This is a genomic window from Streptomyces alfalfae, assembly GCF_004127445.1.
Lineage (GTDB): Bacteria > Actinomycetota > Actinomycetes > Streptomycetales > Streptomycetaceae > Streptomyces > Streptomyces alfalfae.
The window spans coordinates 284739-300063 of sequence record NZ_QEXM01000025.1 but is presented as its reverse complement, the minus strand read 5'-3'; the positions used below and the strand labels follow the sequence as shown (position 1 = coordinate 300063).

Sequence of the window (15325 nt, the reverse complement as noted above, 5' to 3'; positions counted from 1 at the left end):
CAGCCCTCTCCGTCGGTCCCGACCGCACCGTTGTGTGGTCCGGCGGTGTGCTGTCCGGGCATACGGTACCCGGCTCGACTTACGTGACCCGGACACCACCGTCAGCCGATACCGGACCGGTACCGCAACGTGCACCGATGGGGAGTCGCCGTGACAGGGGTCACTTCTTGCTGTTGATGACTGCCTTCATCACGTCTCTGGCGATGGGCGCGGCGAGGCCACCACCGGAGATGTCGTCACGGCTGGCCTTGCTGTCCTCGACCACTACGGCGACGGCGACCGGCGAACCGGAATCCGTCTTGGCGTACGAGATGAACCAGGCGTAGGGGTTCTTGCTGTTGGCGACGCCGTGCTGCGCCGTACCGGTCTTGCCTCCGACAGTGACGCCGGGGATCTTGGCGTTGGTTCCCGTGCCCTCTTCGACGACCGTCTCCATCATCTCCTGGAGCTTCTGGGCGTTCTCCTTCGACAGCGGCTCGCTCATCTCCTTGGGCGAGTGCTTCTCGACGGTGTCCAGGTTCCGAGCCTGCAGCTCGTCGACCATGTACGGCTCCATGAGCGTGCCGTCGTTGGCGATCGCGGAGGCGACCATGGCCATCTGCAGCGGCGTCGCGGCCGTCTCGAACTGGCCGATGGAGGACAGCGCCGTCTGCGGCTTGTCCATGTCCTCGGGGAAGTTCGACGCGTTGGAGCGGACCGGCACGAACTGCTCGGAGTTGAACCCGAACTTCTTCGCCGTCTCCAGCATCTTGTCCTTGCCGAGATCGGAACCGATCTTGCCGAAGACGGTGTTGCAGGACACCCGCAGCGCCTCACGCAGCGAGGCGTTCTTGCAGGGGATGTCGCCCTCGTTCTTCAGCGGGGTCGTGGTGTTCGGCATCGTCCAGGGCAGCGGCGAGTCCGTCTTGCCGTCGATGTCGTCGTACAGACCGTTCTCCAGGGCGGCCGCCGCCGTTACCACCTTGAAGGTGGAGCCGGGCGGGTAGGTCTCGCGCAGCGCGCGGTTGACCAGCGGCTTGTCCTTGTCCTTGTCGAGGTCGAGGAACTTCTGCGCCTCGTCATTGGTGTTGCCGGCGAAGTCCCCCGGGTCGTACGAGGGCGTGGAGGCCAGCGCCAGGATCGCGCCCGTGGACGGGTCGATCGCGGCGACGGCACCCTTGCCGCGGCCCTTCAGACCCTCGTACGCGGCCTTCTGCGCGGCGCCGTTGAGAGTGGTGACGACATTGCCGCCCTCCTTCTTCTCGCCGGTCAGCATGTCGAGGGTGCGACGGAAGAACAGCCGGTCGTCGTTGCCGGTGAGGATGCCGTCGTCGATGTACTCCAGCTGGTTGGCGCCGATGCGCTGCGAGGAGTACCCGGTGACGGGGGCCCACATGGGCCCGTTCTTCCAGGTGCGCTTGTACTTCAGGTCGCTGCCCGGGGTGGCCTTGGAGCCGGTGATGGGCTTGCCGTCGACGATGATGTCGCCGCGCGGCTGGGAGTAGCGCTCGATGGTGACGCGGCGGTTCTTCTCGTGCTTGGCCAGGCTGTCGGCCTGGACGTACTGGAGCCAGTTGTCCCGGGCGAGCAGGGCGAAGACGAGCAGCCCGCAGAAGATCGCGATCCGGCGCAGGGGCTTGTTCACGGTCGGACCACCTGGGTCATCTCAGCATCGGGGTTCGGGGCGGGGGACGGGGCGGGACGGCGCGCGGTGTCGCTGATCCGGATCAGGATGCCGATCAGGGCCCAGTTGGCGATCACGGAGGAACCGCCGTACGCCAGGAAGGGCATGGTCATACCGGTCAGCGGGATGAGGCCCATGACGCCGCCGGAGACGACGAAGACCTGGATGGCGAAGGCTCCGGAGAGGCCGATCGCGAGAAGCTTGCCGAACGGGTCGCGGGCGGCGAGCGCCGTGCGGACACCGCGCTCGACGATCAGCCCGTAGATCAGCAGGATCGCCATGACGCCGGCCAGACCCATCTCCTCGCCGAAGGTGGCGAGGATGAAGTCGGAGTTGGCGGCGAAGCCGATGAGGTCGGAGTTGCCCTGGCCGAGGCCGGTGCCGAGGACACCGCCGGAGCCGAAGGCCATGAGGGACTGGGCGATCTGGTCCGTCTGCTGGAGGGTCGCGTCGGAGAACGGGTTCAGCCAGGCGTCCACGCGCTGCTGTACGTGGGGCTCGAACGAGGCCACGCCGACGGCGCCGACGGCGGACATCAGCAGACCGAAGACGATCCAGCTCGTGCGCTCCGTGGCGACGTACAGCATCACGACGAACATGCCGAAGAACAGCAGCGACGTACCGAGGTCGGTCTCGAACACCAGGATGAGGATCGAGGTCGCCCAGACGACGATGATCGGGCCGAGGTCGCGGCCGCGTGGCAGGTACAGGCCCATGAAACGGCGGCTGGCGAGAGCGAGCGCGTCGCGTTTCACCATCAGGTATCCGGCGAAGAAGATCGCGATGACGATCTTCGCGAACTCACCGGGCTGGATGGTGAACCCGCCGACCCGGATCCAGATCTTCGCGCCGAAGATGTTCTCGCCGAGGCCCGGCACGAGCGGCAGCAGCAGCAGGACGATCGCGCCGACCATGGAGATGTACGTGTAGCGCTGAAGGACGCGGTGGTCCTTCAGGAAGATCAGCACGCCCACGAACAGCGCGATGCCGATCGCCGAGTACATGAGCTGGTTCGGCGCGGATGGGCTGAAGGCGCCGAACTGTGCTTCTGCGCGGGCCTGCAGCTTCTCCGACTGGTCGAGCCGCCAGATCACCACGAGGCCGAGACCGTTGAGCACGGTGGCCAACGGCAGCAGCAACGGGTCCGCATACGCGGCGAACTTGCGTACGACGATGTGGCCGACGCCTGCGAGCAGGCCGAGCCCCATCCCGTACCCGAGCATGCCGGTGGGTACCTCACCGGTGAGGGCGAGACCCACGTTCATGTAGGCGAACAGCGGGATGACGACCGCGAACGCGAGCAGCGCGAGCTCGGTGTTGCGCCGACTCGGCGCTCCGATCGCGCCGATCGTCGACGTGTGTGTAGTACTGCTCATGGCGTGCAGAGGCCCCCAACGGCTGCTTACTGCTTACCGCACAGCGGGACCAGCTTCTGCTCATCCTCGGAGAGGCTGGGGCCGGGTGTGGGAGTCGGTGCGGTCTTGGACTTGTTCTTGTCGGTCGTGCTGTTCTTGCCGTCCTCGGTGGTGCCGGACGGGTCGGTCGGGTCCGGGGTCGGCGCCGTGCGCAGCCCGGTCGAGCCGCCCGCCTCTCCCTCGCCGGTCTTGGCGTTGTTCTCGCGCTCGACCTCGCGGCGCTCGGCGTCCTTCTTGCACGCGGACGCCTGCAGGCCCAGCTCGTCGATCTTGCCCTGGGCCTCGCCCCGGTCGCCCCCGGGGATGGTGGCCTCGACCTGCTTGCGCTGGTAGGGCGGCAGGTACTTGAGTTCGATCTCGGGGTGGTCCTTCTCGACCTTCGACAGACTGACCCAGGCCAGGTCCTGGTCGATGCCCCGGTAGAGCGCGATGTGCTCGCCCTTCGTCCCCACGTAGTACTGCGTCTGCGTCCAGCGATAGCCGCCGTAGAGACCACCGCCGATGACGGCGAGGGCGAGCACCACATAGAACGATCTCTTGAGCCACTTGCGGCCGCCGCGCGGCTTCTCGAAGTCGTCGTCGTCATACGGGCCGAAGCTGCCCTCGGGCACATAGCCCACGGAGTCGCCGCTGCCGGGAGGCCCGAAGCCGCCCCCGCCGGAAGGCTGCGGCGGCACCGGGCGGCCGAGCCCCGACGCACGGCCGGCGGGCGTCTGCATGGCGCCGTCGTCCTGCGACTGGAGCTGGTTCTCGGCGACCGCGCCGACCACCACCGGGGTGTCGGAGAGCTGGCCCGCGAGGGTGTCGCCGCTGTCGATGTCCAGGACGTCGGCGACGATCACCGTGATGTTGTCGGGGCCGCCACCGCGCAGCGCGAGCTGGATCAGCTCCTGCACGGTCTCCTGCGGGCCCTGGTAGGACGCGAGGGTGTCTTCCATGGTCTGGTGCGAGACGACCCCGGAGAGGCCGTCCGAACAGATCAAATAGCGGTCACCGGCGCGGACTTCGCGGATCGACAGATCGGGCTCGACGTGATCACCACTGCCCAGCGCGCGCATCAGCAGGGAGCGCTGCGGATGGGTCGTGGCCTCTTCCTCGGTGATGCGGCCCTCGTCGACGAGCCGCTGCACCCAGGTGTGGTCCTGGGTGATCTGCGTGAGCACCCCGTCCCGCAGCAGGTACGCCCGCGAGTCACCGACGTGTACGAGGCCCAGGCGCTGCCCCGTCCACAGGAGGGCGGTCAGGGTCGTCCCCATGCCCTCCAGCTGGGGGTCCTCCTCGACCATCAGCCGCAGCTGGTCGTTGGCCCGCTGCACCGCGGTGCCGAGGGACGTCAGGATGTCCGAGCCCGGCACGTCGTCGTCGAGCGTGACGAGCGTCGAGATGACCTCGGAGCTCGCCACCTCACCCGCGGCCTGGCCCCCCATGCCGTCGGCGATGGCGAGGAGGCGCGGACCGGCGTAACCGGAGTCCTCGTTCCCCTCCCGGATCATGCCTTTGTGCGATCCGGCGGCGAAGCGCAAAGACAGACTCATGCGCACCTCGCCCGTCGGCTCCGGGTACATCCGCACGGTGCCCACCCTCCGGTCGGGAGCGCGCCGGCGTCCAGTGCCTGGACAGCCGCTTCGGCTCGCTCGCTCCGCTCGCTCATTGTCGTACTACTTCCGCAGCTCGATGACGGTCTTGCCGATGCGGATCGGCGCGCCCAGCGGAACGGGCGTCGGGGTGGTGAGTCGGGTCCGGTCCAGATACGTGCCGTTGGTGGACCCGAGATCCTCGACGATCCACTGGCCGTCACGGTCCGGGTAGATCCTGGCATGCCTGCTGGAGGCGTAGTCGTCGTCCAGCACGATCGTGGAATCGTGCGCACGGCCCAGCGTGATGGTCTGGCCCTGCAGTGCGACCGTCGTCCCGGCGAGGATGCCCTCGGAGACGACGAGCTTGCTGGGGGCGCCGCGGCGCTGACGTCCGCCACCGCCCTGCTGCTGGCGCTGCGGCGGTGGTGCCGCCTGCTGTTGTTGGCGGGCGGCCTGCTGCGGCCGCTCGCGGCGCGAACCGCGCTGCGTGACGCGCGTTCCGAACAGGTCGCTGCGGATGACCTGGACGGCCACGATCACGAACAGCCACAGAACGGCCAGGAAACCTAGCCGCATGACCGTCAGGGTCAGCTCTGACATTGCCCCCGCTTCACCCTTCGGCTTGCCGGTAAACGATGGTGGTTTGGCCCACGACGATCCGCGAGCCGTCGCGGAGCGTAGCGCGGGTGGTGTGCTGCCCGTCTACCACGATGCCGTTGGTAGACCCGAGATCCTGGATCGTCGAGGGCGTTCCGGTCCGGATCTCACAGTGCCGGCGCGATACGCCGGGGTCGTCGATCCGCACATCGGCGTCGGTGCTGCGTCCCAGCACCAGCGTCGGGCGGGAGATCTGATGGCGATTGCCGTTGATCTCGATCCAGCGCCGCACCTGGGCGCCCGGGAGTGGTCCGGCTCCGGGGCCCGCGGGCCTGCTCGGAACCGGGGGCTGGCCGCCGGGGCGGCCCCCGCCGGGCGGCGGCGCCGCCGGCATCGGAGGAGCACCGGCGCCGGGAGAACCAGGAGCGCCGGAGGCCGGCTGCGGATAGCCATAACCGCCGCCCGCGCCACCGCCGGCACCGCGACCGGGGGCCGCGGGGCCGCCGGGCACCGGGCCCGCGGGGCTCTCGGGACCCTGGGAGGTGCTGGAGGCGAGCGTCCGGCTCCGCACGCGGTACAGACCGGTGTCGAGGTCCTCGGCCTTCTCCAGGTGGACCTTGATGGGGCCCATGAAGCTGTAGCGCTGCTGCTTGGCGTAGTCGCGCACCATGCCGGAGAGCTCGTCGCCGAGCTGCCCGGAGTAGGGGCTGAGACGCTCGAAGTCGGGTGCGCTGAGCTCCACGATGAAATCATTCGGGACGACGGTCCGCTCGCGGTTCCAGATCGTGGCGTTGTTGTCGCACTCCCGCTGGAGGGCGCCGGCGATCTCGACAGGCTGGACCTCGGACTTGAACACCTTGGCGAAGGTGCCGTTGACCAGACCTTCAAGTCGCTGTTCGAACTTCTTCAGGACTCCCATGGGGCACCTCCTCCGTCGTAGTCATCCTGGTACTGCTTACTGATCGTATCCACGCGCCGGGAAATCGGCTGGTTCCCCCTGTCCGCACGGTCGGCGAGTGTCGCCTCTCACAAGAACTCCCAGCACCTGCCCGGAAGATCCTCCCAGGACCCTGACGAAACCCTGATCTTCGGCCCCGGAACCCTTCCGGGCAGCTGCTCGGTACGCCTGCTCGAGCTTTCTCTTACCCGGGATCGTAGAGGGGGCTCAGAGTCAGTGTCCCGCACCTGGCCGCGGAGCAGGTCCCGCGCCCTTCCGCGGGCCTCCGCTTGCGGGTTTCCGGAGGGCTTGGGGGCGGGGAGCGGAGTGGGGAGGGCGGGGGCGGTGCGTGTGTAGATGAGGGGCGGGAGCGGGAAGGCCCAGGGGGGGCAGGGGGCAGGCAGAGGGAGAGGGTGCTGCTGTGGCTGTGGCTGTGGCTGTGGCTGTGGCTGGGGCGTGGTCGTGGTCGTGGTCGGGCGGGCGGATCTCACGCTGATCTTTCGGCGGGCGTGGCGAGGACGGCGCGTGCCGCCGGGCGTGGTGCGAGCCGGATCTCCGCTGCGTGCCGGCCTGATCCTTGCCGCGGGTGCCCGCCCGGAACGGATGTGAATCCACCCGGATCAGCGTGCTAATCTTCTGGATGTCGGCAGGCGCTCGCAGCAAACGGCGAGAGACCCAAAGACAGCACCCATGCGCGGGTGGCGGAATAGGCAGACGCGCTGGATTCAGGTTCCAGTGCCCGAAAGGGCGTGGGGGTTCAACTCCCCCCTCGCGCACCATGAGGAAGCGGCCCTCCTCCGGATGAAGATCCGGAAGGGGGCCGCTTCTTTTTGTGCCCGCAGGTGGCATTCGACTGCCTTCCGCGCTGCCCCCTCTACGGTGCCGTGATGTATGTCACCCGAGTTATCCACAGGCTCTGACGGCCTTCCGCGCTCGGCGGTACCTTCGAGCCAGGTCGACGGACGATCGGCGGGGGCGGTTGGCATGGCGAAGCAGGGCGGGTCCGAGGGCAGGGCCGAGACGACGAGTAGGGGCGAGTCGGGCAGGCCGGAGTCGGGCCCCGAGGTGGGCGGGCCCGAGTCGGACCCCGGGTCGGGCAGGCCCGGGGCGAGCGGGAGCGCGGCGGTTGCGAACGCTCCGGGGAAGGCGATCCCTGGTCAGCGGGGTCAGCGGGGTCAGCGGGGCCGGCGGGTGGGGCGGTTGCCGAGCGTGCCGGGGTTCGCGGAGTGGCCCGTGCGGTCGGCGCCCGGAGCCCGGTCGCCCAAGGGCGAGGGCAAGGCGATACGAGGCCGGGTGCCTCGCGGCGCGCACGCGGAGTTCACCGTGCGCGACGGGCGGCCCGACCCGGTGACCGCCGTGCGGAAGACGAACCACGGCAGGCTTCCGGAGCTCACGCCGATCAGGACGGGCAGGATGGCGGCTTCTCCGTTCGCCTTCCTGCGCGGCTCGGCCGGACTCATGGCGTACGACCTGGCGGCCGGGCCGGTCACCGGCATAGGCGCGCAGATTTGCGGCGACGCTCACGCCGGGAACTTCGGGCTCTACGGAGACGCGCGCGGCGGCCTCATCATCGACCTGAACGACTTCGACGAGACGGCCCACGGCCCCTGGGAATGGGACGTCAAGCGCCTCGCCGCCTCCCTGGTGCTGGCGGGCCGGGAGGCCGGGGTGAGCGACGACGTCTGCGAGGCAGCCGCACGGGACGCCGTCGGCGCCTACCGCCGCACCATGCGCCTGCTGGCCAAGCTGCCGGCCCTGGACGCGTGGAACGCCATCGCCGACGAGGAGTTGGTCTCGCACACCGACGCTCGCGACCTCCTCGGCACCCTGGAGAAGGTCGCCGAGAAGGCCCGGCAGAACACGAGCGCCCGCTTCGCCGCCAAAGCGACCGAGCGGGTCGACGGCGCCGACGGCTCCGAGGGGCGGCGTTTCCTCGACGCCCCGCCGGTGCTGCGGCGCATACCGGACGCGGAGGCCGCCGCCGTGGCGGGCTCGCTGGGGGAGTATCTGCGCACGCTGACGGAGGACCGGCTTCCGCTGCTCGCGCGGTACGCGATACAGGACGTGGCGTTCCGCGTCGTGGGCACCGGCAGCGTCGGCCTGCGGTCCTATGTGGTGCTGCTGCTCGACCACCGGGGCGAGCCGCTGGTGCTCCAGGTCAAGGAGGCGAGGAGTTCCGCGCTGGCCCCGCATCTGCCCGAGGCCGGCTTCAAGGTGCCCGAGGTGGCACACGAGGGGCATCGCGTGGTGCTCGGCCAGAAGCGGATGCAGGTCGTCAGTGACTTCTTGCTCGGCTGGACGACGGTGGACGGACTGCCTTACCAGGTGCGGCAGTTCAGGAACCGCAAGGGCAGCGTGGATCCGGTGGCCCTGTCCGCCGACCAACTGGACGACTACGGCCGCATGACAGGCGCCCTGCTGGCCCGCGCGCACGCGCACAGCGCGGACCCCCGGCTCATCGCCGGCTACTGCGGCAAGAACGACGAGCTCGACGAGGCGATGACCCGCTTCGCGAAGGCCTACGCGGACCGCACGGAGCAGGACCACACGCTGCTCGTGCGGGCGATCAAGGAGGGGCGGGTGGCGGCCGAGACGGGGGTCTGAGGGTGTGAGGGGCCGGGTCGCCGCGTGGCCTAGGCTGGACGGGTGACGACGCCGGAAGCCGAGCCCACGCAGCCCGAGACGCCCGAGACCCCCGCTGGGGGCGCGCGGCAGCTGGGTGCCGACGGGCGGCTCAAGGACCAGCTCAAGGAACGGCTCAGGGCACGGTCCCAGGAGCGCGGGGAGCAGACCGGTGAGACTGCGCAGGAGCCGGTCGAGCGGCCCGAGGCGCGGCTTGAGCGGGCTGTGCACGCCGCTGAGCAGGCGTTGATCGAGTATGAGATCGCGTTGGAGACCTTCCGGGTGGAGGTCGAGAACTTCTCTCGTCTGCACCACCAGAAGCTCGGCCCGATGTACGCCCGTCTCGACGAGCTGGACGCACGGATCGCCGAGGCGACCGCCGAGCGCACCGGCGATCCCGAGGACGTGCGCAAGGCGGAGGAGGCCCGGGCGCGGGTGATGCCCATGCCGGGCGTCGAGGAGCTCTTCCACGGCTGGATGGACAGCGAGGGGCTCTACCCCGAGGCCGCCGCGATGCTCACCGACCAGTCAGTGCGGCCGCCGCAGCGCGTGCGCCCCGGCGAGGAGGCCCGCAAGCTCTACCGCGAGCTGGCCCGCAAGGCGCATCCCGACCTGGCGCAGGAGGAGAGCGAGCGGCAGCGGCGCGAGGAGTTCATCACCCGGGTCAACGCCGCGTACGCCCGAGGTGACGAGGCGTTGCTGCGGGAGCTGTCCGAGGAATGGGCGGCGGGGCCCGTTCCGGAGGAGCTGCGGCTCACGCGCAGCGAGGAGCTGTACGCGCGCCTCGAATGGCTCGCCCAGCGCAAGGAACTGCTCACGGTGCTCGCCAAGGAGCTGGAGGAGAGCGCGATCGGCGGGATGTTGCGGCTGGCTCCGGACGACCCGGACGCGCTGCTCGACGAGATCGCCGAACAGCTGCTCGCCCAGGTCGCCGAGCGCGAGGCCGAGCTGGAGCGGCTGACCGCGTAGCGCGTGGTGCCCGTGTGGGCCCCCTGTGCCCCTGTGCTCCCGTGTGTGCGTTCGGCCAGCGCTGTCCGATGCCCGGCGTCGGTCGGGTAGCGTCGGGGCATGGCTTTCGGATCACATGTGCCCACGGTCGGTGTCGACGACCTCGCGAGCGGCGACTTTCTGCTGGACGTCCGTGAGGACGACGAATGGCGTGCGGGCCACGCCGAGGGCGCGCTGCACATTCCGATGAGCGAGTTCGTGTCCCGTTACGGCGAGCTGACGGAGGCCGCGCCGCAGGATGGCCGGGTCAACGTGATCTGCCGTTCCGGTGGCCGCTCCGCCCAGGTCACGATGTACCTCGCGCAGCAGGGCATCGACGCCGCGAACGTCGCGGGCGGCATGGAGGCCTGGGCCGCCGCGGGCCGTCCGGTCGTCGACGCAAAGGGCGAGCCGGGCGCGGTCATCTGATTCGGCACCGTCCTCCGGGCACGCCCTGTCCGGCTCCCCCGCCCTCAGCTGAGTGCGTGGGCGGCGAGCAGGTCGCCCAGGGCCTCCTCGTGGGCCGCTGCGGGGCCGAGGGACAGCTCCAGCTGTTTGGCCCAGGCGTGGTAGCGGTGCAGGGGGTAGTCGGTGTCGGCGCCGAAGCCTCCGTGCAGGTGCTGCGCCGTCTGCACGACCCTTCGTACGCCCTCCGAGGCCCAGATCTTGGCGACCGCCACGTCCCCGGCGGTGGGCAGGGCGCTGTCCGCCGCTGTGCTGATGCGCCAGGCGGCCTGCCAGAGGGTGGCTTCCATGGCGCGTAGGTCGATGTAGCGGTCGGCGGTCTGTACCGCTACGGCCTGGAACGTGGCGATGGGGTGGCCGAACTGTTCGCGCTTGCTGGTGTAGGCGCTGGTCATGCCGAGCACGCCTTCGCCGAGGCCCAGGGCGAGCGCGCAGGTGCCGGTGGCGAGGAGGTCGCGGAGCCGGTCCCAGGCGCCTTGCGCCTCGATGACGTCGTCCGGGGTGAGGCGCACCGCCTCCAGACGGAGCTCAGCGAGGCGCTCGCCGCTGGTGGAGATCTGTTCGCCGAGGGTGAGGCCCTCGGTCCCGCGGGGGGCGACGGCGATGACGGTGCGGCCGTCGGGTGTGTGGGCCGGGACGAGGACGAGGTCTGCGTTGTGCGCCCAGGGGACGCCTGTCTGCACTCCGTCCAGGATCCAGTCGTCGCCGTCGCGCTGTGCGGTGACGGCGAGTTCGGCCGGATCGTGGCCGGTCCTGCCGTTGGCCGCGACGGTCAGGACGGTTTCTCCGCGGGCCGCCCGCGGCAGTGTCCGCTGCCGCAGTTCGGCGCCGCCGTGTGTCTGTATGGCCGCCGCGGCGGCGCTGCTCTCCAGGAGCGGAAGCCGTGCCAGTACCTTCGCCGACTCGCGCAGAACCAGGCACAGAGCGATGGCGTCGAGGCCCACGCCGCCGTGCTCCGAGCCGATGAGCAGGCCGAGCAGGTCGGCGTCGGCGAGTTTGGACCACAGGGCGCGGTCGAAGTCCTCGGCGACGGCGCCGGGGGTGAGTGCCGGGCTGGGCACCCCGTCCGGCGCGACGTCGGCGAAGATCGCTTCGGCCGCTTCGACCACGGCCTGCTGTTCCTCGGTGAAGGTGAAGTCCACAGCCTGTCCTCCGGTACGCCGACCGTTGCCCGGCGGGTCATCCGACGCGTCATCTGACGGCCCGTCAAGATAGAACAGGTTCTAGGAGAAGGGAACAAGAAGGGAACAGGGGAGAGAGCGGGAAAGCGAACGGAAACCGGCGCCGCCGCCGGACGTTCAGCGGTCGAAGTCCAGCTCCACGGTGTCCGTGGTCGGTCGGGACTGGCAGGCCAGGACATACCCCGCCTCCGTCTCCTCCGGTTCCAGCGCGTAGTTGTGGTCCATCCTGACCTCGCCCGAGACCCGGAAGGCGCGACAGGTTCCACAGACTCCGCCCTTGCAGGCGTAGGGCGCGTCGGCGCGGTTGCGCAGCACCGTCTCCAGCAGGGTCTCGCTGCCCTGGACGGGCCAGGTGCCCGAGCGTCCGTCGAGGGTCACGGTCACCGTGCTGTGCGCGGGTGCGGGCACCGACGACGTGGCGGGGGGCGTGGTGTCCACAGCGCCGTCCACGTGGAATATCTCCTCGTGGATGCGCCGACGGGCCACACCGAGGTCACGCAGGGCACGCTCCGCGCCCTGCACCAGGCCGAACGGCCCGCACAGGAACCAGCCGTCGACCTCTGCCACGGGCAGCAGCGCCGGCAGCAGCCGTGCGAGGCGCTGCTCGTCGAGCCGGCCGGAATCGAGGCCCGCCTGCTGTTCCTCCCGGGAGAGCACGGTCACCAGCTGGAACCGTCCCGGCCAGCGGTCCTTGAGGTCGGCCACCTCTTCCAGGAACATCGTCGACGCGGTGGTGCGGTCGCTGCGTAGGAGGCAGAACTGGGCCTGCGGCTCGCGCTCCAGGAGCGTCGTGACGATGGAGAGCACCGGTGTGATGCCGCTGCCGCCGACGATCGCCGCGTACCGGCCGGGTGCCGGGTCGAGGGTGAAGCGGCCCGCGGGGGTCATCACCTCCAGCTCGTCGCCGACGCAGAGCTCCTTGAAGGCGTACGTGGAGAAGGCGCCGTCCTCGACGAGCCGCACCCCCACCCTGAGCGTCTCGGGGCCGCCGGGGGCGTCGGCGTGGGGCGCGGGGGAGCAGATCGAGTACGTGCGCCGGATCTCGGCGCCGTCGGCGAAGCGGCGCAGCGCGAGGTGCTGGCCGGGGGTGAAGCGGAACTCCTCGCGCAGCGGCGGCGGTACGTCGAAGGTCAGCGTCACGGAGTCGTCGGTGAGCCGGTCGACGGCCGCTACCCGCAGCGGGTGGAAGCGGGCCATCACAGCTCCTTGAAGTGGTCGAAGGGTTCGCGGCAGGACGCGCAGCGGCGCAGCGCCTTGCAGGCGGTGGAGGAGAAGCGGCTGAGCAGCTCGGTGTCGGTGGAGCCGCAGTGCGGGCAGCGGATCGACAGACTGAGCGGCACGGGTCCGTCCACCGCGTGGGCGCGAGGGGGCGCTATGCCGAACTCGGTGAGTTTGCGGCGGCCTTCGGCGCTGATGTCGTCCGTCGACCAGGCGGGGGAGAGCACGGTGCGCACGGAGACCTCGGCCACGCCGTGTTCGTGCAGCACCTGCTCGATGTCGGCGGTCATGGCTTCTATGGCCGGGCAACCGGTGTACGTGGGGGTCAGTTCGACGTCGACCTTGCCGGGCGCGAGGACGCGTACTCCGCGGACCACGCCGAGGTCGGCGAGGGACAGCACGGGCAGCTCCGGGTCCGGTACTGATCCGGCGAGGGCCAGGAGTTCCGTCTCCAGGGCGGTGGGCGCGGTCGTCACCATGACGCCCCCGGGTGGCTGCGGTGCAGATGCTGCATCTCGGCGAGCATCCGCCCGAACGGTTCGGTGTGCAGGCCCTGGCGTCCGGCGCCGGCCGTCCATGCTCCGCTCTGCGGTCCGGAGGGCACGGTGAGCGTGGCGCGCTCGATGACCGCCGTCACCGAGGCCGTCCAGCTCTCCCGGAGCGCCGTACGGTCGATGTCCAGGCCGACCACGGGCTGGAACATCTCCCCCGTGAAGCGCCACAGGGCGTCGAGGCCGCGCTGTATCCGTGCGTGACTCTCGGCGGTGCCGTCGCCGAGGCGCAGGGTCCACTGCTCGGCGTGGTCCTGGTGGTAGGCGACCTCCTTGACGGCCTTCGCGGCCAGGGGGGCCAGCTCGCCGTCCGCGGCTGCCAACTGCCCGTACAGCAGGGTCTGGTAGGTGGAGAAGTAGAGCTGGCGGGCGATGGTGTGGGCGAAGTCGCCGTTCGGCTGCTCGACGAGCTGGAGGTTGCGGAAGGCGCGCTCCTCGCGGAGGTAGGCCAGTTCGTCCTCGTCGCCGACCGAGGAGAGCAGGACACGGGCCTGGCCCAGGAGGTCCAGGGCGATGTTCGCCAGGGCGACCTCTTCTTCGAGGACGGGGGCGTGCCCCGCCCACTCCCCCAGGCGGTGGGAGAGCACCAGGGCGTCGTCGCCGAGGGCGAGGGCGGCCTCGGTCCGGCTGTCCGGCGGAGTCGATGTGGTGGTCACAGGTGCTTCACTCCCTCCGGGATGTCGTAGAACGTCGGGTGGCGGTAGGGCTTGTCGCCCGCCGGCTCGAAGAAGGAGTCCTTCTCGTCGGGCGAGGAGGCGGTGATCGCGGCGGCCGGCACGACCCACAGCGAGACGCCTTCGCTCCTGCGTGTGTACAGGTCCCGCGCGTTGCGGAGGGCCATCTCGGCGTCCGGCGCGTGCAGGCTGCCCGCGTGGGTGTGGGAGAGCCCGCGGCGGGAGCGGACGAAGATCTCCCACAGCGGCCATTCGGTCGAGCTGCTCATGCTGTCGCCTCTCCGTGTGCGGTGGCCGCGGTGTCAGCTCGCGGGGCGCCGGCTTGCTTGGTGGCGTACGCCGCCGCGGCCTCCCTGACCCAGGCGCCCTCTTCGTGGGCCCGCCTGCGCTGGGTGATGCGCTGGTCGTTGCAGGGGCCGTTGCCCTTGAGGACGTCCCAGAACTCGGTCCAGTCGATGGGGCCGAAGTCGTGGTGGCCCCGCGCTTCGTTCCACTTCAGGTCCGGGTCGGGGAGGGTCAGGCCGAGCGACTCGGCCTGGGGGACGCAGATGTCCACGAAGCGCTGGCGCAACTCGTCGTTCGAATGGCGCTTGATCTTCCACGTCATCGACTGCTCGGAGTGCGACGACTCCTCGTCGGGCGGGCCGAACATCATCAGCGAGGGCCACCACCAGCGGTTCACCGCGTCCTGCGCCATCTCGTGCTGGGCCTGGGTGCCCCGGCTGAGGGCGAGCAGCGATTCGTAGCCCTGGCGCTGGTGGAAGGACTCCTCCTTGCAGACGCGGATCATCGCGCGTGCGTAGGGGCCGTACGAGCAGCGGCACAGGGGGACCTGGTTGGTGATCGCGGCGCCGTCCACGAGCCAGCCGATCGCGCCCACGTCCGCCCAGGTCAGCGTCGGGTAGTTGAAGATCGAGGAGTACTTCTGGCGGCCCGAGTGCAGTTTGTCGAGCAGCTCGTCGCGGCTGACGCCGAGGGTCTCGGCCGCGCTGTAGAGATACAGGCCGTGTCCGGCCTCGTCCTGCGCCTTGGCCATGAGGATCGCCTTGCGCCGCAGGGAGGGGGCGCGCGTGATCCAGTTCGCCTCGGGCTGCATGCCGATGATCTCCGAGTGCGCGTGCTGCGCGATCTGCCTGATCAGGGACGTGCGATAGGCATCGGGCATCCAGTCGCGCGGCTCGATGCGCTCGTCGGCGGCGACCGCCTCGTCGAAGGCGGCTTGCTGCTCCGCCGCGCGCGCGGCTGTCGACCCGGCGCCGCCGGGCTCCGTCTCCGCCGCCTTCTGTGCGGCTGCTGTGGCCATCTCGGTCCCCCTCGACCTGAGCGAACCGCCCGACCGATCGTTCGGTTCGTTGGATTCAATGGTGCGGCGCGTCGCCATAAGGTGTCAACCCTGTGGATAACTTCACGGACGCTGCGTGCGGTGGGCAGGCCTGAG

Annotated in this window: 14 protein-coding genes and 1 tRNA gene; 4 read left to right on the top strand and 11 right to left on the bottom strand. The window is 70.2% G+C overall.

Annotated features, from left to right (window positions below; translation table 11 throughout):
- Window positions 1-160: 160 nt before the first annotated feature.
- The 5 genes from DCW30_RS10865 to DCW30_RS10845 all read right to left on the bottom strand — a co-directional run bounded on the left by DCW30_RS10865 (window position 161) and on the right by DCW30_RS10845 (window position 6171).
- Window positions 161-1624, bottom strand: a complete 1464-nt coding sequence (locus tag DCW30_RS10865; RefSeq protein WP_076685317.1) for a peptidoglycan D,D-transpeptidase FtsI family protein — start codon at window positions 1622-1624, stop codon at window positions 161-163.
- On the bottom strand, window positions 1621-3039 hold the full coding sequence (locus DCW30_RS10860) for an FtsW/RodA/SpoVE family cell cycle protein (RefSeq protein ID WP_076685316.1): 1419 nt from the start codon (window positions 3037-3039) through the stop codon (window positions 1621-1623). Before DCW30_RS10860 ends, DCW30_RS10865 begins: the two co-directional genes overlap by 4 nt.
- A 26-nt stretch (window positions 3040-3065) precedes the next feature.
- The gene (locus DCW30_RS10855) at window positions 3066-4613 is read right to left on the bottom strand and encodes a Stp1/IreP family PP2C-type Ser/Thr phosphatase (protein ID WP_232626764.1); all 1548 of its coding nucleotides are present in this window, start codon (window positions 4611-4613) and stop codon (window positions 3066-3068) included.
- A gap of 123 nt (window positions 4614-4736) precedes the next feature.
- On the bottom strand, window positions 4737-5255 hold the full coding sequence (locus tag DCW30_RS10850) for an FHA domain-containing protein FhaB/FipA (protein WP_062774409.1): 519 nt from the start codon (window positions 5253-5255) through the stop codon (window positions 4737-4739).
- A gap of 10 nt (window positions 5256-5265) precedes the next feature.
- A complete protein-coding gene (locus DCW30_RS10845; protein WP_076685315.1) occupies window positions 5266-6171 on the bottom strand; it encodes an FhaA domain-containing protein in 906 nt (301 codons plus the stop codon).
- Window positions 6172-6881: 710 nt separating this feature from the next.
- Between DCW30_RS10845 and DCW30_RS10840 the strand changes: the two genes are divergently transcribed.
- The 4 genes from DCW30_RS10840 to DCW30_RS10825 all read left to right on the top strand — a co-directional run bounded on the left by DCW30_RS10840 (window position 6882) and on the right by DCW30_RS10825 (window position 10227).
- Window positions 6882-6968, top strand: a tRNA-Leu gene (locus DCW30_RS10840).
- A 370-nt stretch (window positions 6969-7338) separates the two neighbouring features.
- The gene (locus tag DCW30_RS10835) at window positions 7339-8793 is read left to right on the top strand and encodes a DUF2252 domain-containing protein (RefSeq protein ID WP_076689080.1); all 1455 of its coding nucleotides are present in this window, start codon (window positions 7339-7341) and stop codon (window positions 8791-8793) included.
- 42 nt (window positions 8794-8835) lie between these two features.
- Window positions 8836-9780 (top strand): hypothetical protein, encoded by a 945-nt coding sequence (locus DCW30_RS10830; protein WP_076685314.1) that lies wholly within the window; start codon window positions 8836-8838, stop codon window positions 9778-9780.
- A gap of 99 nt (window positions 9781-9879) precedes the next feature.
- Window positions 9880-10227 (top strand): rhodanese-like domain-containing protein, encoded by a 348-nt coding sequence (locus DCW30_RS10825; protein WP_076685313.1) that lies wholly within the window; start codon window positions 9880-9882, stop codon window positions 10225-10227.
- A gap of 44 nt (window positions 10228-10271) precedes the next feature.
- Here DCW30_RS10825 and DCW30_RS10820 read toward each other — a convergent pair whose 3' ends face one another.
- From DCW30_RS10820 to paaA, 6 genes are all read right to left on the bottom strand, one after another.
- Entirely contained in the window at window positions 10272-11405 is a 1134-nt protein-coding gene (locus tag DCW30_RS10820) for an acyl-CoA dehydrogenase family protein (RefSeq protein ID WP_076685312.1), read from the bottom strand.
- A 156-nt stretch (window positions 11406-11561) separates the two neighbouring features.
- Entirely contained in the window at window positions 11562-12641 is a 1080-nt protein-coding gene (locus DCW30_RS10815) for a 2Fe-2S iron-sulfur cluster-binding protein (protein WP_076685311.1), read from the bottom strand.
- The gene (paaD, locus tag DCW30_RS10810) at window positions 12641-13141 is read right to left on the bottom strand and encodes a 1,2-phenylacetyl-CoA epoxidase subunit PaaD (RefSeq protein WP_076685310.1); all 501 of its coding nucleotides are present in this window, start codon (window positions 13139-13141) and stop codon (window positions 12641-12643) included. Before paaD ends, DCW30_RS10815 begins: the two co-directional genes overlap by 1 nt.
- Window positions 13135-13869 (bottom strand): 1,2-phenylacetyl-CoA epoxidase subunit PaaC, encoded by a 735-nt coding sequence (paaC, locus tag DCW30_RS10805; protein WP_076685309.1) that lies wholly within the window; start codon window positions 13867-13869, stop codon window positions 13135-13137. The genes paaD and paaC overlap by 7 nt, the downstream gene beginning before the upstream one ends.
- Complete coding sequence (paaB, locus tag DCW30_RS10800; RefSeq protein ID WP_076685308.1) at window positions 13866-14156, bottom strand: 1,2-phenylacetyl-CoA epoxidase subunit PaaB; 291 nt, start codon at window positions 14154-14156, stop codon at window positions 13866-13868. The genes paaC and paaB overlap by 4 nt, the downstream gene beginning before the upstream one ends.
- The gene (gene paaA, locus DCW30_RS10795; RefSeq protein WP_076685307.1) at window positions 14153-15190 is read right to left on the bottom strand and encodes a 1,2-phenylacetyl-CoA epoxidase subunit PaaA; all 1038 of its coding nucleotides are present in this window, start codon (window positions 15188-15190) and stop codon (window positions 14153-14155) included. Before paaA ends, paaB begins: the two co-directional genes overlap by 4 nt.
- Window positions 15191-15325 lie beyond the last annotated feature (135 nt).

Bases quoted from the DNA above. Each gene is read 5' to 3' on its own strand.
- DCW30_RS10860 (WP_076685316.1), bottom strand. From the start codon at position 3,039: ATGAGCAGTACTACACACACGTCGACGATCGGCGCGATCGGAGCGCCG.
- DCW30_RS10855 (WP_232626764.1), bottom strand. From the start codon at position 4,613: ATGAGTCTGTCTTTGCGCTTCGCCGCCGGATCGCACAAAGGCATGATC.
- DCW30_RS10850 (WP_062774409.1), bottom strand. From the start codon at position 5,255: ATGTCAGAGCTGACCCTGACGGTCATGCGGCTAGGTTTCCTGGCCGTT.
- DCW30_RS10845 (WP_076685315.1), bottom strand. From the start codon at position 6,171: ATGGGAGTCCTGAAGAAGTTCGAACAGCGACTTGAAGGTCTGGTCAAC.
- DCW30_RS10825 (WP_076685313.1), top strand. From the start codon at position 9,880: ATGGCTTTCGGATCACATGTGCCCACGGTCGGTGTCGACGACCTCGCG.
- DCW30_RS10815 (WP_076685311.1), bottom strand. From the start codon at position 12,641: ATGGCCCGCTTCCACCCGCTGCGGGTAGCGGCCGTCGACCGGCTCACC.
- paaD (WP_076685310.1), bottom strand. From the start codon at position 13,141: ATGGTGACGACCGCGCCCACCGCCCTGGAGACGGAACTCCTGGCCCTC.
- paaB (WP_076685308.1), bottom strand. From the start codon at position 14,156: ATGAGCAGCTCGACCGAATGGCCGCTGTGGGAGATCTTCGTCCGCTCC.
- paaA (WP_076685307.1), bottom strand. From the start codon at position 15,190: ATGGCCACAGCAGCCGCACAGAAGGCGGCGGAGACGGAGCCCGGCGGC.